Source organism: Peribacillus sp. V2I11, from assembly GCF_030817135.1.
Taxonomy (GTDB): Bacteria; Bacillota; Bacilli; order Bacillales; family DSM-1321; genus Peribacillus; species Peribacillus simplex.
In genome coordinates, this window is sequence record NZ_JAUSYW010000001.1 from 2,995,090 (window position 1) to 3,017,067 (window position 21,978).

Here is a 21,978-nt window from a genome sequence, read left to right on the forward strand (position 1 = left end):
AAGGAGATGGACAACCGTTGACTATAAGTAATGTAGAATTGGAAAATTATCTATTGGAATTCAGACGTGATCTTCATATGACACCTGAATTATCAAACCAAGAATTTGAAACGACTAAAAAAATTAAAGAAGCGCTTCAATCTCAAAAAATTAAGATACTTAATTTTCCATTAAAAACTGGTGTCGTAGCTGAGATAAAAGGGAGCAAGCCGGGACCTACGATAGCACTTCGCTCCGATATTGATGCTTTACCAATTTTGGAGCAATCTGAGGTGGACTTTCCTTCAAGGCACATCGGCGTGATGCATGCATGTGGTCATGATTTTCACACTTCTGTCATTTTGGGGACTGCTTTTTTATTAAAAAAGGAAGAAAGAGATCTGTCCGGAACGATTCGTTTGATATTTCAACCTGCGGAGGAAACGGGACATGGTGCGAGTGCTTTAATGGAAACTGGTGTGTTGGATGATGTGGATGTGATTTTTGGTCTTCATAATGATCCGACATTGCAAGTTGGGGAGTTAGGGACAAAACATGGCGCACTGACAGCGGGAGTCGATCGCTTTGAAGTGCATATTAAAGCAACTGGCTCACATGCGGCCAAACCGGAAGAGGGAAATGATCCGATTATCATAACAGGACATATTATCTCAACGTTGCAAACCATCATCAGCCGAAATGTGGCGCCAAAAGAGTCCGCGGTTTTGAGCATCACTCAAATTCATAGTGGCTCAACATGGAATGTTATCCCAGATAGTGCATATTTGGAAGGAACCGTCCGCACCTTCAGTAAAACTCAACGAGAGTTCATTCAGAAACGTATGAAACAAGTCCTGCACGGTATAAGTGAAACATTCAATGCAAATGTTGAATTATCATGGCATCCAGGCCCCCCATCAGTTGATAATACGCCTGAATGGGCAGATTTGGCGCTTCAGGTTGGAGACACAGCAGGTTACACGACAAAAACGTTAGAAGCTAGCTCCATAGGGGAAGACTTCGCTTTTTACCAAGAAAAAATACCAGGTGCTTTCGTAATGATAGGTTCAGGCGGTCCATATGACCTGCATCACCCTAAGTTTATAGTAGATGAAACGGCACTTTTTCCAGCGGCTTCTTATTTCCGCTTATTGGCTTTAGAAGCGTTAAAAAAAATCCCTGAATGAAATATTAGAAGAGAAGGAGGGCCAATCATCAAAACTTATCCTTTGAATGAGTCGGATCGTGATTTAATAGAAGCTGCAAGTGCAAAAATTAGGGATCTTTACGAGGAAAATAGGCATCATGTTGGCGCTGCATTAAAAACGAAGTCAGGAAAAATCGTTGCTACCGTACATATTGAAGCATATATTGGCCGGGTTACCGTATGTGCAGAAGCCATTGCGATCGGGAAGGCGATATCGGACGGCGAAAAGGGATTCGATACAATCGTGGCGGTTAAGCACCCCTATTCCGATGATGAAGACAGAGCTTTAAAAGTGGTTAGCCCGTGTGGGATGTGTCGTGAATTAATCTCGGATTATGCAAAAGCCTGCTTTGTCCTACTGACTGTTAATGGGGAAACGGTCAAGGTGAAAATCGGTGAGTTACTGCCGTATTAATACACGAGGGATTCATGATGATGATAATTCAATAATGCAACGGAAAACAACACGCTTAGGAGAATCCCTAAGCGTGTTGTTCATTATTTCAAACTAGATGGCAAGTATTGTTCCGATATGATGATATCATCGTACCTTTACCTGCTGTCACCGATTGATTTTGTCCTGCTTATAGAATTCAATATAATTGAAGAGATGCATGAAAGAAGGAATGATATATTGAAAAGCAAAATGAATCAGTTGTTCAAAGACCAAAAGAGCGTTCATGTGCTGTATTCCTATAATGAAATGGAAAATTACATTAAACAAGTTTTGAATTTTATCCAAGACGGCATCGCGGCAGGAGATTATATCATTCTTATTGAAAATGACCGTATTTACCCCATTATTCATAAAGAACTGAGCACTCGGTTAACGAAAGATCAAATGGAGTTCATTCACTTTGTGAACAACTTCGATTTCTATTGCTCAAGCGGCAGTTATCATCCTCCTGCAATCGAAGAATACTTTAATAAAACGGTACAATCCTATGTGGATAATAAAATCTCTTTCCGATCATGGGCACATGTGGAATGGGCAACCATGGAAGAGCCGCTGCATATCATAGAGGATTTTGAGAGAACAGTAGATGAAGCTTGAAATTCGTATTCTCAAAGATATAAAGAATTGCTGATAAACGGCATGCATGATTGCTATCTTCTTAATTCATTACCTTTTTTGGCCATTCAAGAAAAAAAATTAATTTTGCCACAGCCATCTTTTTGATTCATATGACAATAGTGCTTCGAATATTGTAAAGTTAGTAGTAATTTAGGAGGAGTCAGAAATGACAAACCGTAATAATGAAACCCCAGCACTACATTATTCTAGAGTCGCAGGAGTAGGGCTATTGCTTATGGCAATACTTGCGATGTTTTCTAACTTTTCTGTTCTCGAAGGACTTATTGTCTTTGATGATGCAGCAGTAACTGCCACTAACATCATGACCAATGAGATGTTATTTAGGAGGGGATTCATTAGCTTTGTCATCGTGCTCATTCTTGATGTGCTGTTAGCTTGGGCCCTGTATGTTCTGCTTAAACCCGTTAATAAGAATCTGGCTATGCTCGCTGCGTGGTTTAGGTTGGTGTATACCGCCATCTTTGGGGTCGCCTTGCATAATTTCCTTGGTGTTCTGCAACTGCTAAGCGGTACTGAATATTTGACGGTATTCACAACTGGACAGATACATGCTCAAGTGCTGTCATTAATCGATGCTTTCAATAATGGATGGCTTATTGGGCTGGTGTTTTTTGGCTTTCATTTGTTTGTCGTTGGTTATTTAATAATCAGGTCAGGAGGCTACATACCAAGGTTGATCGGGATCTTCCTGGTCCTTGCATCTGCTGGGTATTTAATAGACAGTTTTGCACATTTTCTTCTAACCAACTACACCGACTATAAAACGATATTCTTATTGATTGTAGCCATACCTGGTGTGGTTGGGGAGTTATCATTAGCTTTCTGGCTTTTGATTAAGGGTGTTAAAGTTCAACAAAGGAGATGACCTTCCAAAATTAGGAGGCGTACCTATTGAGGCTGTTGAGTAAGAAAGTTAGTTCATAAAATGGACATATTCAAAAATGACATGAATGTATAATAAAACCCAAAAAAGCAATCCTTCGCCATTGAAGGATTGCTTTTTCGTATTATTTCAGCCGCTCGATTAGGTCGGTCATTTTATCCAAAGTGGTTATGTTATGGTTGCATTTCATACTGTCCAGACAAATATAATTCCCTTTTTTAATGAATGTCCCTTGGACTGTTCCTTTTGTTTCAGACATGAACATCCCTACTTCTTCAAAGCGGCTGCATATGGCACAGATCCCTTTTTTGTTGGCAGGTTTAATGGTTCCATGCAATCCGGTGAGTTTATTATGATGAGGTGCAATGATGAATTTCTTTCCGGATCCGACATCATCCCATCCCAAGTATGAAATCTCTCTCAAATCGATGTTTTCCAGCGAAGGGGTTTTTAATTTCTTTGCTTTAGGAAACAATTTTTTTATCGTTTTTTCGGTTACTTCTTTAAATGGGATCACAAATGGCTTTACCTGTAACAGAAAGGCTTCGGCTTGTGCGGGATCTTTAATGGTATCTACTGGATCCAGCAATTGTTTTTGCTCTTCGCTCAAGTCACTGAATAAGCTTAGTACTCTTTCTTTGGCGACTGTTTTCAGGGTGTTGATCACATCCTTATCGTTGGCAGTCGCGTGTCCATTTATGAGAATCTGCGTTTGGGATTTTATGAAGTTATACTGCTCGCTCCTGATAAAAGGTTCCATTTTCTTCACTCCTGTTTCTGTTGCTTGATACTTGTCACATGTTACCGTTTATATTTACTTTACAGAAATCGCATCTACTATAAAAGGGGGGAAATGACTGAGAAACATACTCGGCATACGAATAGCACTGATATCATTATCAGTGCTACCCATGCTATCCTATTTAGAATAAACGATTTTCTTGATGGTTTCCGTGGAGAGAAAATGTTCCTCGGCTAATTGATGGATGGTATGCCCGTCCTTGAATGCATATTTTATAGAGGCATTCCGGTCATCGATCAATTCCCTTGACCCCGAACGGGTTCCCCATTTGTGATGGGCCTTTTCAGGTTTAGGGATATATATGGTTTCACCTTGCACATACTTTTGAATTTCAACGATCAGCTTTTCAGGCAAAACGGCCGTCGCTTTTACATATTTCATTTCTGCCAGCCCCTTATTCTTTATTAAGAATGAAATAAGGTGCAAAGCCGAATATTAGAAATGATAAGGCGGGCGATTAAGTTTAGCTTAATTCAACCCCATGCAAAGTATCGCCTCCAATACTAGGCTTTGCATGAGACGCTGCAGAAGGTGGCATTAACATTCTTATTGCCATCTTTACACCTCCCCTTTGTGCCCCTGAAGAACACGTATTGTTCTTATTATAAAATATATAAGGGTGGTTGCCAAACTTTTTCCAATGTTAAAGCTGAATTGGCGGGCTGATTGTTTGATAATGTTCTGAGTCCATGAAATAATTTGAATGGAAACCAAACAAACCATTGTGGGAGCTGACCTTTATGAAAGTATTCGTAGTTGGGGCAAATGGGCAGATCGGTAAACATCTTGTGGATTTATTAAAAGATAGCCCGGATCATAGTGTACGGGCAATGGTTCGTAAAGAAGAACAAAGTGAGTATTTAGAGAAAAATGGAATTAAATCAGCGGTCGTCAGTTTAACTGGATCAGTGGATGAGATTGCGAATGCGGCAAAAGGCTGTGATGCCATCGTGTTTACAGCGGGATCCGGAGGAAGCACCGGTGCTGATCAAACGCTGTTGATCGATCTGGATGGTGCTGTTAAGACGATTGAGGCGGCAGAAAATTTGGGAATCAACCGATTCATCATGGTGAGTGCATTTCAGGCCAATAATCGCAAAAACTGGAATGAAGCCATCAAACCGTATTATGTGGCCAAGCACTATGCGGATAGGGCATTGGTACAAAGCGATTTAAATTATACCATCATTCGGCCAGGGGGTCTGGTGAATGAACCGGGGACGGGCAAAGTGACCGCCGCCGAAGAATTGGAAAGAGGTTCGATTGCCCGTGAAGATGTGGCTCGAACTATTCTTGCTTCTTTAACTGAAGAAAATACCTACAAGCGTTCATTTGATTTAAACTCGGGTGATACAATAATCGCGGAAGCATTAAGGGGAATTTAACGAAAAAAGGAGGCAGAGCCACTCAGGGGGGAGTGATCTCTGCCTTATTTAATTCCATCAAGATGCTTGATGACCTTCGCAGGGTTTCCACCGATAACAACGCCTTCAGGAACATCCTTTGTTACGACGGCCCCTGAAGCGACGACGGAATGATTCCCTATTGTTACGCCAGGATTGATGATGGCCCCTCCGCCAATCCATACATGATCCCCTATCGTAACCGGCTTTCCGTATTCCACACCAGAACTGCGTTCAAAGGGATTCAGCGGATGTGTGGCAGTATAGATATGCACTCCGGGAGCCAACATGCAGTCCCTGCCAATTTTCACTTCACAAACATCCAAAATGACACAATCGAAGTTAGCATAAAAGTTTTCCCCGACAGAAATGTTGTATCCATAGTCACAACGGAAAGTGGGTTCAATATATACATTTAGCCCAGTGGAACCTAAAAGCTGTTTCAGCAGTGCAGTTCGTTCGTCCCCTTCACTTTCCGTTGTCTGATTGTATAACCGGGTCAACTTTCTGGCATTTTCCCTATCTTTTATTAATTCCTGATCAGCGGCGATGTAAGGTTCCCCACTCAACATCTTTTCTTTTTCAGTATTCATGTTTACCTCCTATTTTCTTGTTTTTATATAGTTTGGATAAATATTAAAATATTTTTCCCGCAAAATAAATTGCAGTACTTTTTACTCAACTTTTCTATGCCTCTCTCATTTTCTCGAAAAGAAGTAAGAAAAGAAAGATTTTTCCGAATAATGAATGAAATAGCTTTGACAAACGTTCCGCCGGATTTTATAGTAAGGAGTATTATGGATGATTCATAGTTTCATGAAGGTACATTTTAACAGATAGGTAGAATAGTTTGTAGTTCATGTCACTTTTTTACTGGAAATTGATGGACAACTCTTTTCTTCGTTAAGATAATCAAAACAATGGAGGGCTCTATATGTCACAGAAAGCACCACTTTCTTTTGTCATTGTAACAGGATTAATGCTTTTTGCTTTATTTTTTGGTGCAGGAAACTTAATTTTCCCTGCCATGCTCGGTCAATCCGCCGGGACTAATTTATGGTCGGCCAGTTTAGGATTCATCATTACTGGTGTTGGATTGCCATTCATTACAATATTGGCATTTGGTTTTTCAGGAAAAAATGATGTTCAATCGCTTGCAAGCAGGGCACACCCGTTATTCGGCATCATTTTCACGGTCGTTCTTTATTTATCATTGGGACCGCTTTTCGCGCTTCCAAGAACGGGGAGTGTATCCTACGAAATAGGGATTAAACCTTTCCTATCTAATGATGTCGGTTTTTTACCATTGCTGACATTCACGATCATATACTTTGGAATTGCCTGTTTATTATCAATCAACCCATCAAAAATGCTGGATATCGTCGGAAAAATATTAACACCGTTATTATTGATTTTCATCGGCATTCTGATTGTGGTTGCCATCATTAACCCAATGGGTGAAATTCAGTCACCAGCGGCGAATTATTCAGATAATTCTTTCTTCAAGGGATTTAAAGAAGGATATTTGACTATGGATACGCTGGCCGGTTTTGCATTTGGGATCATTGTCATCAACGCGATCAAAGATAAAGGGATAACATCAAGAAAAGAAGTGTTAGGCTTCTGTATGAAAGCCGGCTTAATAGCTGCCACTTTATTGGTGATCGTTTATACGTCATTGACTTATGTCGGGGCAACAAGTGTGGAGAAACTGGGTCAACTGGGTAATGGCGGAGACGTTTTGGCTCAAGCCTCGAATCATTTTTTCGGACCGGCTGGTGCCGTGCTGTTAGGGTTGATTGTGATCGCTGCATGCCTAACGACAAGCATCGGTTTGATAACGGCATGTTCTACGTATTTCAATAAAATACTGCCTGCTGTATCGTATAAATCATATGTCGTCATCTTCTCTGTTTTTAGTGCGGCTGTTGCCAATGTAGGCTTGACCAAGCTCATTTCCATTACAGTGCCTGTGTTAACGGCGCTTTATCCCGTGGCGATCGTTTTGATTGTTCTTACGTTCTTCCATTCCTTTTTCAAAGGGAAATCGGAGGTGTATTTAGGAAGCTTATTACTAACGGCCATCATCAGCATAACGGATGGATTCATGGCATCAGGCATTAAAATGGACGCTGTTTCGGACCTTTTCACTCAATACCTTCCACTATATGGTGTAGGGGTAGGATGGGTGATTCCTGCCATCATCGGCGGTGTATTGGGCTATATGATATACCTAATGAAAGGCGACCCTAAGGAAGCTTATTAAGAGTCATCAGAATGAACTTCGAATAACGATGATTTCCTCTACAGGCACTCGCTTTCCGCGGGCGGTCCGCCCTCGGCGCTCTTTGCGCCTGTGGGGTCTCCCTTGGACGCGCTTTTTCCCGCAGGAGTCTCGTACCTTCCGTTCCAATCAACTGGATTGTTTTTTTATAAAAAACTGCAGGCAAACTCGCTTTTCTTCTAGTTTGCCTGCAGTCTGGGAGCTGTCTTGATGACAGCTCCTTTTCTTAGTGTTTGTTTTTAATGGGAAAGAGCCTTAAAATGTTCAGAAAGGGGTGTAGGAACACAATGATCAATCGATTACCAATAGAAATCGCAAATATATTACAAGCAAGCAAAAAGAATCCTGCTCAATTTGAGGAATTGATCAGGAGCGGCGGATATCTGCCTCCCGAGATGGAGTTGATGGTAGATGCCATCACGGCCGTAAGCATGGGGAAAAATATCCTTTTGAAGGGTCCGACAGGGGCAGGAAAGACAAAGTTTGCCGAGACATTATCAAATTTATTCAACCAGCCGATGTTCAGTGTCAACTGCTCAGTCGACTTGGATGCCGAAAGCTTATTGGGCTTCAAGACGTTGGCTTACAAAGAGGATAAACAAATGATAGAATTCGTACCTGGACCAGTGACCAATTCGATGAATCACGGTCACTTCTTATATATAGATGAAATCAACATGGCAAAACCGGAAACTCTGCCGCTTATCAATGGTGTGCTTGATTACAGAAGGACGATAACGAATCCGTTCACGAATGAAGTCATAACGGCAAAAGAAGGCTTTAATGTGATTGCTGCAATCAACGAAGGGTATGTCGGTACAGTGCCGCTGAACGAAGCGCTAAAAAATAGGTTTGTCGTAATTGAAGTGCCTTATATAGAAGGGGAGCAGTTAAAGCAATTGATAGAAACCAATACAAAGTTGAAGGACCCAAGAAGTATCGAATTGTTCGTTAAACTGTCGAGTGATTTGATAAATGCCGTGAATCAAGGGAAGGTGGCTGAAGATGCGGCATCGATCAGGGCTTTGCTTGATGCTTGCGATCTAAGTGTGTTGATCCCGCCGAAAAGGGCGATCCTTCGTTCCATTGTGGATAAGTTGGACGAGGAACGGGAGCGTGAGTTTGTTAAGAACTTGGCTGACACATTATTCTAACTAGGAGAATGCCTCATGAAGTATATCCGGTTCAATGATTCAATAATAGATACGGCTCTTTTTTTACAGCTGCAGGATCTCTCGACTGTTTTATCCGGCATTCCTGAGCTGGAATTCGAATACAATTATGGCTCCTTCATTGATCTGATCGAGAATAAGGTCACAGCCAGCCATTTTTGGGAAAATGGAAATAAGGAAGTGAAGGAAGCGGGGCTGAAAACGGACGTGCTCCTTAGGACGATAGGTACGCTGCATCATTCAACAATCCAGAGCATGAAGGAGTACCAGGACATCATCGGGGAAAGTTCGCTTCCGAAGTTTGCAGCCCAATTATTCGCTTTACTGGAAGATTTGCGATTGGAAGAATTGGTGAAGAAAGAAAGGCCAGGCACGAAAAAATGGTTTTCGGTAAGGGGTGCTTACCTTAAACAATATTTCGAAAGCCAATTGGAGACGAATGTCACAAGAAGTTTCGCACTGGATGAATTATACTGCCTCATATATTTACTGCTTAAATCTGACAGGCCGGATCCGATTTTTCCAAGGGCCAATGTAAGGCAGCTGGAAGAACTGGAGAAACTAAAACCGTTCATCCATTCTGTCTTTGAAGCCACTAAAACCAGTGATATCACGAGGATTTGCGAGCAAATCGTTTTCCGTGTGAATGATCGATACGAGGATACGATGAATGAATATTTCATCTTCCCCATTGCAAATATGGAAAAGTATAAGGGAAATACCTTATTTGATGAACTGACTAGAAATGATGAACTGTTGAACGATGATACAGAAGATATTGATGAAGAGAAAAGTGAGTTCATTGATGAAAAATTCTCGACTTGGCACCGGGAGAATAAGAACGGCGAGAGTAATTCGACTTTTCTTCAATTTGAATTGGAGCAGGGAACGAAAACAAGTATGATGGGCGGAGGTGCGCGTGAAGCGGAAGATGCCGACCAAGCACTGGCTTCGATCCAGGGTTCATCAGGGGAAAGTCAAAAAAAGGAATACAATCAGCAAGAAACGCTGGAGAAGAAACAAACCAATATGGGCAAAAGTGGTGAACATCCATTTGGTGAAGAAAATAAAGACGTCGTTCAAGTAATCAAGGAAGCAAAAATACCAACACTTACGGAAGAAAAACGTTACCGTGAGTTTGTTGCGGATATCGAACCGTTCAAGAGGAAACTCTCCAGTACAATTGAAAAGACGCTGGAAAATAAAAAGAACGCACCAAGAAAAGATTTGGCTTTTGGCCGTTTATCGAAGAAATTACTGCCGCTTGTCTTTGAAGAAAATCCAAGGGTCTTTTATAAAAAGAACCAGGATTCAAATGAAATGGATGCCGTATTCACATTGCTTATCGATTGCTCGGCTTCCATGCATAACAAAATGGATGAAACGAAACGAGGGGTCGTCCTGTTTCATGAAGTACTGAAAAAATTAAGGATCCCCCACTCGATCGTGGGATTTTGGGAAGATGCAAATGAAGTGAGAGAAGGATATCAGCCGAACTACTTCCATGTGATCCAGTCCCATTCCGATTCCCTTTATCTAAACTCAGGAGCTAAAATCATGCAGCTTGAACCAGAGGAAGACAACCGGGACGGATACAGTATCAGGGTTGCCGCAATGGAATTGGAAAAAAGACGGGAAAAGAACCGATTCTTGCTCGTATTTTCCGATGGTGAGCCGGCAGCAAGCGATTATGATCAAAATGGCATTGTCGATACACATCTTGCTGTTTCGGAAGCCAGGAAAAAAGGCATAGAAGTCATCGGCCTGTTTTTAGCGGATGGAGGCATCGATGAAAGTGAAGAAATGACGATGAAAAACATCTATGGCAAAGAACGCCTAATGATTCCGAGTGTAGCGGAATTGCCAGAGCAATTTACACCGCTGTTAAAAAAACTGCTGCTGAAGACCATTTGAGAATTCAAGTTCCCGCACTCGTCATACCTTGGACTGACTAAACTGGATATGGACGGAAAGCAAGAGTAGAACGGGAAAAGGCTCCTGATTGGAATATAGGAAAAAAACACAGTAAGATGCAAGGGATCTTACTGTGTTTTTTTGTATATCATGTCAGTTATTCGCAGTAAGCGAATATATTGATGGAACTTGAAAAGAAAAACGAATGCGATTTCTTTTGGTGGGATTGGGGTAAACCATAGATGAGGAAGTGATTGTTTTGATGAATTTACTTTTTATGTTGCTTTATTTTATAATCATTGTTCTTGTTATTGAAATATCGGTTACCTTGCTGAAATTGACTGGATTAAAAAGCACAGTGGCCAGATTTCAGGTTATCTCCATGCTGACGGGTACTGGTTTTACAACTGACGAGTCAAAATCCATTATTGATCATCCCGTTCGAAGGAAAATAAGCATGTTTTTAATTTTATTTGGTGCTTTCTCACTTGCTGTCATCATTTCATCAATTAGTACATTGCTTACGGATGATCTACGATTGATGGAGTTAAGCATCATTATTGGAATTTTGGTGGTTTTAACCGTCTTAGTGAAAGCTCCATTCCTGAATAATAGAATATCGAATAAGATGAAAAGTGAAATGTACAATCATTATGAATTATGGGAACACCCGATAGAGGAGGTCCTATTTTTAGAAGATGAAGACGTGGTCATGGAGATCGATATTTATGAGGACTCCGAATTCATAGATGTCAAAGCGTTTGATGTCATATCACGTGGAGCCGACATCAATATTTTATTTATTGAAAGCGGTGAAGTGAAAATCAGGAAAGAGTTATATGAGTATAAAATTAAATTAGGGGATAACCTCTTTTTATATGGAAATAAAAAAGAAATAGAAGACACTTTCTCAAAAGAAATTGAAGAGATGAAGAAGAAAAAAAGTGCATCGGAGTGAGAAGGATCCCAGCCTGATTTTAAGGCTGGGATCTTTTGAAGATGGGCTTCATTAATGTTTTTTATTCGGTAATTTTTGAGCGGGATTCCCATTGCCTTGACGGCGCATATTGCCTTCTTCCTTTTTCTGCTGCTCTTGAATGCTTTCAACGAATTCCTTTGAACTTTTCATGGAAAGTACCTCCTCCGATATTTTCTTCTTTACTATAACCAGAAGTGGTGTAATTCATGAGTATGCAAGGATCTTACTACCTTGTAAAAAAGAAAGGTGGTAATATATGGACTGGAAAGCTTTATAATGAAGTAAAACCAGAAAAGAAAGAAGGGAAATGAATGGAAAATCGGTTGGATGGAAAAGTTGCATTGGTCACAGGATCATCAAGAGGGATCGGTCGCGCCATAGCAGAACAGCTTGCAGATTTGGGTGCAAAAGTGGTGATCAACTATTCAGGCAGTGCACATAAAGCAGATGAAGCTGTGCAAGGCATTAAGGAAAAAGGCGGGGAAGCTGTCGCTATCCAAGCCGATATTAGCCAAGTTTCCCAAATTTTAAATCTCTTCGAAGAAACGGTCCAAGCGTTCGGGAAAGTCAATATTTTAGTGAACAATGCGGGACTGATGATGAATAAACCACTTTCCGAAGCGACGGAGGAAGACTTTGATAACCAATTTGCAGTGAATGTGAAGGGAACATTCTTCGCTTGCCAACAAGCCTTGAAATATATGGAGGTCGATGGCAGGATCGTCAATATTTCAACCTCTGTAATAGGCCAGATGTTTCCTTCATATAGCATGTATGCAGGTACAAAGGGGGCAGTTGAACAATTCACAAGACATCTGTCCAAAGAGTTCGGCCCAAAACGGATTACGATAAATGCAATTGCTCCAGGACCGGTTAACACAGAGTTGTTTAAAGTGGGGAAATCGGAGCAGCAAATCGAAGGGATGAAAAAAATGAGTGCCTTCGGACGCTTAGGTGAAACGGATGACATTGCCAATGTGGTTTCGTTTTTGGTTAGTGAACAAGCCCAGTGGGTTACGGGTCAGACGATTAGGGTGAATGGTGGATTCATTTAAATCACAAAAATTCATTCGGATGATCGATGCACAGTTTGATGCCCACCCTCACTTTCCATTAATAATTGAGGGATACTATTGTAAGATTATATGACATTATAATATTTTGAATATTGACAAAAATAAGGGCGATATCTATAATAATCAATAATAATATCCATGAATAAACGTTTATTGGGGTTTTGCCTATGGAACGGACAATGACTGTCCGAGAATTATGTGAGATGCATACACACTTACTGGACAAGGATATTCAAATTCTTGAAAACCTATCAATGAATTTATCGTTGATAGCCAATTTGAATAAAGCGAATGTGTTTATTGATTGTCCGGTGCGTGAAGGGAAGCATGCCATTGTCTTGGCAGAGGCATGCGGACATTCCGTGAAATCGGTTTATGAACATCCGGTTGTCGGGAAATTTGCCTATGAGGCTTTTGAACCTGCAGTATTTTATGTATTGCGCACCGGAAAGGACATGTTCGTGAATCGGGCATTGACTCAAGAGGGGGCAATGGTCCAGCAAAGTGTCGTTCCAATCAAGGGGGAATGCAATCGGGTCATCGCCGTTTTGATCATGGAAAAGGTGATACATGAAGAACCTGAAACTTCAAATCAGTTTGATAGGCAAGATCAACAAAATTCCTTAGTTCCTGAATTTATCGAGGAGTCCATTTTCCTGATTAATAACCAAAACCGACTTGTTTATACGAATCCTGCTGCCATTAATTTAGTATCGGAAATATGTTTGACGGACTGTGTCTTAGGTGAATCCATTTTCGGTTATTTTCCTGGCATTGCCGACGTTCTTGCTTCAAAAGAGGACATTTTAATGAAGGAAATGAACATTGGTAAAAAGATTTTCCAAATAAAGAAATTCCATTTGGGCAACAAGAATTCCAATGAAACGTTCATCATTATCCGGGACCTGACTGAACTGCGGGATAAAGAGAGGGAGCTGATTAGCAAGTCAGTGGCCATTCGTGAAATTCATCATAGGGTGAAGAATAATTTGCAGACAGTTGCCAGTTTACTTCGGCTGCAAATGAGGATGGGAGCCCCTGAAGAAAGCAAGCCCCATTTATTGGTCAGTTTGAATCGGGTGTTAAGCATATCCTCGGTTTATGAAATCATTTTGGCAAGCAGTCAGGTCGACCATGTGGATCTGCTGGAGCTTATTAGGAAAATAGGCGATATGATTGTTTATACGGAGGATCAAGCCCGTCAAAGCCTAAGCATTGAATATAGTGGTGGTGAGCTTCATTCCATTGATTCCGACATTGGCATTTCTGTCGCGCTGGTGGTGAATGAGCTCATTCATAATTGTGTGAAGCATGCTTTCAAGGAAGGGACGGAAGGGAAGATTACGGTATGCTTTCAAAAGGATGGTCCTGAATTGGAAATTCAAGTAAGAGATGATGGCATCGGATATTCTCAGGCTTCGAAACCTTCTTTGGGGCTGGATATCATCCGCATGACGGTGGAAAATGATTTGGAAGGGGAGTTTTCGATTCATCGGATTAAAGAAGGTACCCTGGCTTCTGTAAGATTTCCATACAAGAGGTAGGTGGGAGAAGTGGTCAAGAGGATTTTGGTCGTGGAGGATGAATCGATTGTTCTGCTTGATATAACGATTATGCTCAAGGATGCAGGTTTCGATGTGGTTGGACATGCCCGTAACGGCGAGAAGGCGATTGAATTGGCACATGCACTACAGCCGGATCTCGTTTTGATGGATATCAAAATGCCTAAAATGAATGGGCTTAAGGCTAGCGATGTGATATCCAATACCTTTCAGATTCCGGTCCTGCTTTTAACTGCATTCAGCCAGCGTGACTATATCGACGAGGCGAAGCGTGCGAATATCGTCGGATATCTTGTAAAGCCAATTACGGAGGCGAATTTGATTCCGGCAGTGGAGATAGCTTTGCTGCAAGCAGCCAATACAAAGAAGTATCAGGAACGAAATGCTCAATTGGATGAAACGCTCACAAATCGTAAAGTCATTGAAAAGGCAAAAGGAATCATCATGAAAAGGAAGAATGTTACAGAGGAAATCGCTTACAATAAGCTGAGAAGGCTAAGTATGGATAAGCAGCTTTCCATGGAGACGGTGGCACGCCGAATCATTGCAAATGATCAAAAACAAGTGAATAGATGAAGCAATGGCGCTTTGATGGACCAAATTGGTTGTAGGTAGGCATTTCTGCCGAAAAACCTAAGTTTGGGCTATGTGAGGCGTCTTTTTTATACCCTTTTTTTAAAGTCGATCGGCCAAATCAAATCGGAATTCAGGGGGAATATGTATGGAGATGGTAGGTAAGTTCGTTATTTATATCATTATGGTGTGTGCCGTTTTCGGTGCTATTGCATCGATTAAAGACAGTGAGCAAGGCTTGGGGAAACAGTTCATGGAAGGTTTGCATACCGTTGGCCATATATTTATCCCGGCAGCTGGAATCATGGCCTCGATCCCTTATTTATCATGGTTCATCGATACAGTATGCGGCCCGATTTTCGCTGCGATCGGTGCAGATCCCGCCCTCGCCGCAACAACGATTTTGGCAACGGATATGGGGGGGTACCAATTAGCGGCCGAGCTGCAGGAATCATATGAATGGCTGGATCATGGCGATGATTGTCGGATTTATGTCTGGGGCAACGATTGTATTCTCGATTCCAATGGGGCTTGCGATGCTGGAGAAGCGTGATCATAAATACATGGCACTTGGTGTCATGTCAGGAATCCTGACGATTCCGATAGGCGCTTTTATCTCAAGCGTGCTGGTGGTGGCAACGAATTCGAAAATCCGCGACGTGATTTCCACGAATGCGGATTCTACATATGAATTCGCGTTGAGCTATTTGGAAATTGCCCTGAATCTTTCCCCCCTTCTTATTTTTGTGGTATTGCTCGCGTTAGGTCTTTATTTCCTGCCGGATTTGATGATCAAAGGTTTCATGTGGTTTGGAAAAATATTGGATGCCGCGATTAAACTTGTACTCGTGTTCTCGATCGTGGAAATTTTCACCGGACTGTTTTCCAATGTATTTGGTGCTTGGGGGTTCCATCCGATCATGGCCGATAAGGCAGACCAGTTCCGTGCCCTGGAAACAGCGGGGTATATCGGGATAATGCTGGCAGGTGCTTTTCCAATGATTTACCTGATTCAAAAATATGCAGGCAAGCCGCTTGAAGCGATGGGCGGCAAAATCGGATTGAGCAAAGCTGGGAGTGCTGGGATATTAGCCACGGTTGCCAATATATTAGCAATGTTCAAGCTTGTTAAAGATATGCCGCCGAAGGATAAGGTCATAAACATTTCCTTTGCTGTGTGTGCGGCCTTCCTATTAGGCGATCATTTATCATTCACAGCCAACTTTCAGCCCTCCTTAATATTACCGATCATTGTCGGTAAGTTATCTGCCGGAGCGATTGGAATCGGTCTTGCTTACTGGCTGTCCGTTCCGAAAGCTTTGGAATTAGAGGAAAAGGATCGTGCAGCAGGAGTTATCGGCATAAATGAATATAAAACGAAAAACGAGGAAGAAGACAGCAATGAAATCCAAGTGGTGTAAACTGGGGTGTGATTTTAATGAATGAACAGGTGGAACGAATCATCAGTGCAGGAATTGATATTGGCACCAGTACGACGAAGCTTGTTATCAGCGAGCTTTCGCTTAGGAATGTGGCGGGTGGCGGACAGGTGCCAAAAATCGAAATTACCGATAAGGAAATTCTGTATCGAAGTCCCATTTTCAGGACCCCGCTTTTATCCGAGACGGTAATTGATATACCTGCTGTTCAAAGAATGGTTGAAAGTGAATACCATCAAGCCGGGATTACGATCGAAAACATACAAACAGGGGCTGTCATCATCACGGGGGAAACGGCAACCAAACAAAATGCAGAAGAAATGGTATACCGGTTATCTAAAGCGGCGGGGGAATTCCTTGTAGCGGCAGCCGGTCCGGATTTGGAGGGAATCATTGCCGCCAAGGGATCCGGTGCCTATCAACATTCCATTAAGACAAGAAAGACTGTAGCGAACATAGACATTGGCGGGGGAACGGCGAATATTGCCGTATATCGTTCTGGCATGCTTTGTGGAACTTGTACACTGCATATAGGAGGCCGATTGGTGGAGTGGGAGGGAGCGAAGTTGGAGGTTGCTCCTTCAATAGGGAAATGGCTGAAATCAAAGGGGTTCTCACCTTTGAATGGTGATGGGGCAATCATCGCAAATGAAATGGCGAAGGTGCTTTCGAGGTTTTTGGCTGGTTCATTCACAAAAGAAGATGAACTTCTTTTAGTGGGGAAGGAGCCATCTTGGACAGGACGAATAGATGTGTTGATGTTCTCAGGAGGTGTCAGTGATTGCATCTATCATGAAGAACGGGAGGACAAAAGCTTCCGGGATATCGGCATGATGCTTGCCGCCTCTATTAAGGAAAATGAAGAATTGGCTGCATGGGAGTGGGAACAGCCCGTTGAAACGGTTCGGGCGACTGTACTTGGAGCAGGCGCACATACAACTGAAATCAGCGGAGCTACCATCGAGGTGAATGATTCCCATCTGCCAGTTCGTAATATCCCAGTCTATCGGGTCGATTTTCATGGTGTGCTCGATGATGTAACCGCGAGAATGGCACAAGCTGTTCAGGATGCGATCACGATATACGATCCCCAGCAGGAGGGCCTGAATTTTGGGTTTTATTTAACGAATTTACCTTACCAATCATTTCGGGACATCCACCAGCTCGCAGTCGCTTTTACCGAGGCACTGAAGCAAAAACCGAATGGCCAGCAGCCTCTGATCATTGTCATGGATAGTGACTATGGGAAGGCACTTGGTCAAACCATTCTAGCGAACCAACCGGATCTGCCGGTCATCTGCATTGATCAGACAGAAGTGGAACATGGTGATTATTTAGATATAGGAAGGCTGCTGCGGACGGGGGTCGTTCCGGTTGTAGTAAAAACGCTAACCTTTCACAGTTAGGAAAAGGAGGATTATACGATGAAATTATCCACTCGATACTTTGGGGAAATCCATCAATTCAAATCGTTGAAAGAAGTCTTGGCCAAAGCGAATGAAGAGAAATCAGGAGATAGGCTTGCGGGAATTGCTGCAGATTCGGTTCAAGAACGGATTGCTGCGAAAGCGGTGCTTAGCGAATTGACTTTGGCGGACATTAGGAACTATCCCCTGCTCTCCCCGGAAGAGGATGAGGTTTCGCGGATCATAGATGGTCTCATCAATGGAACCATCTATCAATCTGTGAAGAATTGGAGCGTTGCCGAGCTGCGTGAATATATTTTGAGTGACGAAACGACCGGCGAGGATTTAAAGCGATTAAGCAGGGGATTGAATAGTGAAATGATTGCTGCGGCAGCCAAGTTAATGTCGAACCTCGACCTTATCCATGCATCCAATAAAATCGAAGTGCTCACCAAGAATAATAGCACGATCGGATACAAAGGAACGCTTGCTTCGCGCCTTCAGCCTAACCACCCGACTGACAATGTGGATGGCATGCTGGCTTCTTTAAAAGAAGGCCTATCCTATGGAATCGGGGATGCACTCATTGGAATCAACCCTGTCGATGATTCAGTCGAAAGCGTAAAGCGGCTGCTTCATGCGACACAGGATGTCATCCAGAAGTGGAACATCCCGACCCAAAATTGTGTGCTTGCGCATGTGACCACGCAAATTAAGGCCGTACAGCAGGGTGCACCTGCTGATATGATCTTTCAAAGCATAGCCGGAACGGAAACGGCCAATCGCTCTTTTGGAATTAACGTTCAATTGCTCGAAGAAGCTAATGAGGTCGCGAAGGCCTATGGGACCGGCACTGGCCCGCAGCACCTTTATTTTGAAACGGGTCAAGGCTCAGAGTTATCGGCGGAAGCTCATTTCGGAATCGATCAGGTGACGCTTGAAGCCAGGAACTATGGATTTGCCCGCTATTTTGATCCGTACATTGTCAATACGGTCGTCGGATTCATCGGACCTGAATATCTATATAACAGCAAGCAGGTCATCCGCGCCGGGTTAGAAGATCATTTCATGGGAAAAATGCATGGACTGCCGATGGGTGTGGATATTTGCTATACGAATCATATGAAGGCGGATCAAAATGATATCGAGGACTTGGGTGTACTTTTAACGGCGGCTGGTGTGAATTTCATCATCGCAACTCCGATGGGGGATGACTGCATGTTAAACTACCAGTCTTTGAGTTACCACGATATAGCGACTTTGAGGCAAACGATGGATAAGCGTCCTGCCCCATTATATGAAGCTTGGCTGGAGAAGATGGGGATTATGGAGAATGGAAAATTAACGAAGCGTGCTGGCGATCCAACTATATTTAACCATTAGGAGTGGATGATATGGGAATGAATAATAAGGAAGATTTGGATGCTTTGATAGCGAAAACCCCTGCGCGGATTGGGGTAGGCAGGTCAGGGACCCGGCCGAAAACGGATTCTTGGCTGAAGTTCCGTTTTGACCATGCGGCGGCCGTCGATGCTGTATATGGTGAAGTCAGTGATATTCTTTTGAAACGCTTGGATTTATTCAAGGTGAAAACGAAGGCCGATGATAAGGAAGTCTATTTACGGCGTCCGGATTATGGCAGGAAGCTTTCGGATGAAGCGAAGCGGGTGATAGAAGCCAAATGCATAAAGGCCCCAACGGTACAAATCATCATTTCCGATGGCTTAAGTGCCAAGGCGATCGAAGAAAATGTGGAGGACGTCTATTTATCTTTCAAACAATCTTTAGTGGTGGCAGGTCTGGATACAGGTACACCTTTTTATATTGAAAAGGGCCGGGTTGCCGTGATGGATGATATCGGTGAAATCCTTGGACCTGAGGTCATTGTCCTGTTGATCGGTGAACGGCCTGGTCTAGTCAGTGCTGAATCATTGAGCGCTTATATTTGCTATAAACCACGTTTGGGAACCATTGAAGCAGAGAGGATGGTCATTTCCAACATCCATAAAGGAGGGATTCCCCCGGTTGAAGCAGGGGCGCATCTTGGAACGGTCATTCAAAAGATCCTCAAATACCAAGCGAGCGGCATGTCCCTCGTGAAGAAAGAACATGAAGAAGAAAAGCGTGAAAAACTCGGTTGAAAAATAAAAATGGAGGAGCGAATGGCTTGTCGTCAAAAGGGGGGAGGGATGGTCTCATCCCGAACCTTGATTAAGACTAGGTTATACTTTATGGTTTTGAACGTTGATTTCCACTTCAGGCAATCGCTTTCCGCGGGCGGTCCGGGAGCCCCCTCGCCGCGCTTTTCCCGCAGGAGTCCCATACCTTCCGTTTCAATCAACTGGATTGTTTTTTTAAGAAAAAACTGCAGGCAAACTCGCTTTATCGAATTTATCTACAGTCTGGGGGGAGCGAACCGCTCTTCTATTTACTTGTCCCTAAATTCCATAACCCAAACGGGTTGTAGAAGGGATGGTCCTCTTCATATCTAAAGTCCTGAAGGCCAGTCAATATAAAGTCGGGTGCATCTTGTTGAATGCTAAAGGTTTCGCCATTCTTAAAGAGAGGCCGTTCACCTAAATGGTAATAATTAAATGTGTTAAGCAGAGCAGCCGCCTCTTTCGGACTCATTGTGTTAAGTGTCACGGCATCCGGAAGACCAAAAGCTTTCATTCCGAATGAGCAATAATAATCTTCCTCTCCGATGATCGTGACAAAATGGGCATATACCGAGATAATATCCGGGCTATGATGAAGATGCTGCCAATCTTCCTTTGAATGGGCAATTCCTGCCGTTTCTATTTTCACTGCCATTCCGCCTGCCCTTAGGATCGCTGCCCCCGCATCGATCAAATCGATAACAGTTCCGGTATCGGATACATCGGCTATTATATAAACGGTAAAGGTATGGTCATTGATTTCCTCTAATGTATTCTCTGAAAAGGCGTCTTTACTGGCGTAAGAAAAGCTCTCTTTTAAAGTGGGTTCATAATCATGGATCTCCGCCTGAAAAGTAATGTTCTTGTCCTTGTTATGAAAAACATTCCCGGCTAACAGATACCCTTCGCTTTGGGAAGCGACCGTTTGAATCAATTCTTTCCGGTCCTTCCATTTACCGGGTATCCCGATGATGATTTGGTTGTCCTTCATGGATCATCTCTCCTTTCCGATCACTTCATACTATACCACTGCTGACCTTTTCCATAGTACATAAAAATTTGCGTCAAGCACCGATAAATGCCAGTGAGGGATGTGCAGGACTTTTTCAAAATTATACAATTGATGTATAATATAATCTAGTAAACGTATAGCCTATCTTCAAAGGAATTCCCCTGGTGGGTTTTCTCATAGGGCAGTATCTTAATAATCTATTCGTATATATCAATGATGAAAGAGAGTGGAATATAATGGGTCGAAAGTGGAATAACATTAAAGAAAAAAAAGCGTCAAAAGATGCTAATACTAGTCGGATTTATGCTAAGTTCGGACGGGAAATATATGTAGTGGCAAAACAAGGTGAACCAGATCCAGAGTCCAATCAGGCATTAAGGGTCGTACTTGAGCGTGCGAAAACGTACAATGTTCCAAGAGCGATCATTGACCGTGCGATTGAAAAAGCCAAAGGCGGTTCTGAAGAAAACTATGACGAACTTCGTTATGAAGGATTCGGTCCAAATGGTTCAATGGTCATCGTCGATGCATTGACAAACAACGTGAACCGGACGGCATCTGATGTACGTGCCGCATTTGGGAAAAATGGCGGGAATATGGGTGTCAGCGGATCTGTTGCTTATATGTTCGATGCAACGGCTGTCATCGGAATTGAAGGTAAAACGGCTGATGATGTTCTTGAACTGTTAATGGAAGCGGATGTTGATGTACGTGACATCATTGAAGAAGAAGAAAGTGTCATCGTTTATGCCGAACCAGAACAATTCCATGCTGTCCAACAAGCATTCAAGGATGCAGGAATCAGCGATTTTACAGTGGCAGAGCTGACGATGCTTGCACAAAATGACCTGACCCTTCCAGAAGATGCACAAGCACAATTCGAAAAAATGATTGATGCATTGGAAGATTTGGAAGATGTTCAACAAGTTTATCATAATGTAGATCTTGGTGAATGAAAAAACGGGCAGACCTTTGCTTTATGATTAAAGGCCTGCTTATTTTATTTGAAAGGAAAGAGCCTGTTCCGAATCA

The 21,978-nt window shown here is 42.6% G+C and carries 20 protein-coding genes and 2 pseudogenes; 17 read left to right on the top strand and 5 right to left on the bottom strand.

Features of this window, described 5'->3' with window-relative positions; all coding sequences use genetic code 11:
- Nucleotides 1–17 precede the first annotated feature (17 nt).
- The 4 genes from QFZ73_RS14600 (at nt 18) to QFZ73_RS14615 (ending at nt 3,147) form a co-directional block, all read left to right on the top strand.
- On the top strand, nt 18–1,166 hold the full coding sequence (locus tag QFZ73_RS14600) for an amidohydrolase (RefSeq protein ID WP_307267345.1): 1,149 nt from the start codon (nt 18–20) through the stop codon (nt 1,164–1,166).
- Nucleotides 1,167–1,190: 24 nt separating this feature from the next.
- On the top strand, nt 1,191–1,601 hold the full coding sequence (locus QFZ73_RS14605) for a cytidine deaminase (RefSeq protein WP_307272784.1): 411 nt from the start codon (nt 1,191–1,193) through the stop codon (nt 1,599–1,601).
- A gap of 117 nt (nt 1,602–1,718) precedes the next feature.
- A complete protein-coding gene (locus QFZ73_RS14610) occupies nt 1,719–2,240 on the top strand; it encodes an MEDS domain-containing protein (protein WP_307267348.1) in 522 nt (173 codons plus the stop codon).
- Nucleotides 2,241–2,427: 187 nt separating this feature from the next.
- Entirely contained in the window at nt 2,428–3,147 is a 720-nt protein-coding gene (locus QFZ73_RS14615) for a DUF4386 domain-containing protein (RefSeq protein ID WP_307267351.1), read from the top strand.
- Nucleotides 3,148–3,289: 142 nt separating this feature from the next.
- Here the strand turns inward: QFZ73_RS14615 and QFZ73_RS14620 are convergent, their stop codons facing one another.
- Together QFZ73_RS14620 and QFZ73_RS14625 are read right to left on the bottom strand one after the other, a co-directional pair.
- Entirely contained in the window at nt 3,290–3,925 is a 636-nt protein-coding gene (locus QFZ73_RS14620) for a FusB/FusC family EF-G-binding protein (RefSeq protein WP_307267354.1), read from the bottom strand.
- 159 nt (nt 3,926–4,084) lie between these two features.
- Complete coding sequence (locus QFZ73_RS14625) at nt 4,085–4,348, bottom strand: CD3324 family protein (RefSeq protein ID WP_307267358.1); 264 nt, start codon at nt 4,346–4,348, stop codon at nt 4,085–4,087.
- A 359-nt stretch (nt 4,349–4,707) separates the two neighbouring features.
- Here QFZ73_RS14625 and QFZ73_RS14630 point away from each other — a divergent pair, with 359 nt between their 5' ends.
- On the top strand, nt 4,708–5,352 hold the full coding sequence (locus QFZ73_RS14630) for an SDR family oxidoreductase (protein WP_307267361.1): 645 nt from the start codon (nt 4,708–4,710) through the stop codon (nt 5,350–5,352).
- A gap of 44 nt (nt 5,353–5,396) precedes the next feature.
- Here QFZ73_RS14630 and QFZ73_RS14635 read toward each other — a convergent pair whose 3' ends face one another.
- Nucleotides 5,397–5,963: a sugar O-acetyltransferase gene (locus QFZ73_RS14635; RefSeq protein WP_251434284.1), complete on the bottom strand. Its 567-nt coding sequence runs from the start codon at nt 5,961–5,963 to the stop codon at nt 5,397–5,399.
- A gap of 341 nt (nt 5,964–6,304) precedes the next feature.
- On the opposite strand from QFZ73_RS14635, the gene brnQ reads away from it, so the two are divergent.
- The 4 genes from brnQ (at nt 6,305) to QFZ73_RS14655 (ending at nt 11,698) form a co-directional block, all read left to right on the top strand.
- Nucleotides 6,305–7,636: a branched-chain amino acid transport system II carrier protein gene (gene brnQ, locus QFZ73_RS14640; protein ID WP_307267366.1), complete on the top strand. Its 1,332-nt coding sequence runs from the start codon at nt 6,305–6,307 to the stop codon at nt 7,634–7,636.
- A 305-nt stretch (nt 7,637–7,941) separates the two neighbouring features.
- Nucleotides 7,942–8,808, top strand: a complete 867-nt coding sequence (locus QFZ73_RS14645) for an ATP-binding protein (RefSeq protein ID WP_307267369.1) — start codon at nt 7,942–7,944, stop codon at nt 8,806–8,808.
- A gap of 15 nt (nt 8,809–8,823) precedes the next feature.
- Nucleotides 8,824–10,740 (top strand): vWA domain-containing protein, encoded by a 1,917-nt coding sequence (locus QFZ73_RS14650; protein ID WP_307267373.1) that lies wholly within the window; start codon nt 8,824–8,826, stop codon nt 10,738–10,740.
- Between the two features lie 262 nt (nt 10,741–11,002).
- Nucleotides 11,003–11,698 (top strand): hypothetical protein, encoded by a 696-nt coding sequence (locus QFZ73_RS14655; RefSeq protein ID WP_251434400.1) that lies wholly within the window; start codon nt 11,003–11,005, stop codon nt 11,696–11,698.
- A gap of 51 nt (nt 11,699–11,749) precedes the next feature.
- Here the strand turns inward: QFZ73_RS14655 and QFZ73_RS14660 are convergent, their stop codons facing one another.
- Nucleotides 11,750–11,869 (bottom strand): DUF4023 family protein, encoded by a 120-nt coding sequence (locus tag QFZ73_RS14660; protein ID WP_048686276.1) that lies wholly within the window; start codon nt 11,867–11,869, stop codon nt 11,750–11,752.
- Between the two features lie 161 nt (nt 11,870–12,030).
- Between QFZ73_RS14660 and QFZ73_RS14665 the strand changes: the two genes are divergently transcribed.
- The 7 genes and pseudogenes from QFZ73_RS14665 to eutC form a co-directional block, all read left to right on the top strand.
- On the top strand, nt 12,031–12,774 hold the full coding sequence (locus QFZ73_RS14665; RefSeq protein WP_307267380.1) for an SDR family oxidoreductase: 744 nt from the start codon (nt 12,031–12,033) through the stop codon (nt 12,772–12,774).
- Between the two features lie 188 nt (nt 12,775–12,962).
- Entirely contained in the window at nt 12,963–14,339 is a 1,377-nt protein-coding gene (locus QFZ73_RS14670) for a sensor histidine kinase (protein ID WP_307267383.1), read from the top strand.
- 9 nt (nt 14,340–14,348) lie between these two features.
- Nucleotides 14,349–14,933, top strand: a complete 585-nt coding sequence (locus QFZ73_RS14675) for an ANTAR domain-containing response regulator (protein WP_063234976.1) — start codon at nt 14,349–14,351, stop codon at nt 14,931–14,933.
- A 145-nt stretch (nt 14,934–15,078) separates the two neighbouring features.
- A pseudogene (gene eutH, locus QFZ73_RS14680) lies at nt 15,079–16,351 on the top strand (ethanolamine utilization protein EutH).
- Between the two features lie 17 nt (nt 16,352–16,368).
- On the top strand, nt 16,369–17,775 hold the full coding sequence (locus QFZ73_RS14685) for an ethanolamine ammonia-lyase reactivating factor EutA (protein ID WP_307267386.1): 1,407 nt from the start codon (nt 16,369–16,371) through the stop codon (nt 17,773–17,775).
- 18 nt (nt 17,776–17,793) lie between these two features.
- Nucleotides 17,794–19,158: an ethanolamine ammonia-lyase subunit EutB gene (locus tag QFZ73_RS14690; protein ID WP_251434307.1), complete on the top strand. Its 1,365-nt coding sequence runs from the start codon at nt 17,794–17,796 to the stop codon at nt 19,156–19,158.
- 32 nt (nt 19,159–19,190) lie between these two features.
- A pseudogene (gene eutC / locus QFZ73_RS14695) lies at nt 19,191–19,916 on the top strand (ethanolamine ammonia-lyase subunit EutC); the annotation flags it as partial.
- Between the two features lie 283 nt (nt 19,917–20,199).
- On the opposite strand, the gene QFZ73_RS14700 reads toward eutC, so the two are convergent.
- A complete protein-coding gene (locus tag QFZ73_RS14700) occupies nt 20,200–20,925 on the bottom strand; it encodes a DUF4261 domain-containing protein (protein WP_307267390.1) in 726 nt (241 codons plus the stop codon).
- A gap of 257 nt (nt 20,926–21,182) precedes the next feature.
- On the opposite strand from QFZ73_RS14700, the gene QFZ73_RS14705 reads away from it, so the two are divergent.
- Nucleotides 21,183–21,902, top strand: a complete 720-nt coding sequence (locus QFZ73_RS14705) for a YebC/PmpR family DNA-binding transcriptional regulator (RefSeq protein WP_053536610.1) — start codon at nt 21,183–21,185, stop codon at nt 21,900–21,902.
- Nucleotides 21,903–21,978: the final 76 nt, after the last annotated feature.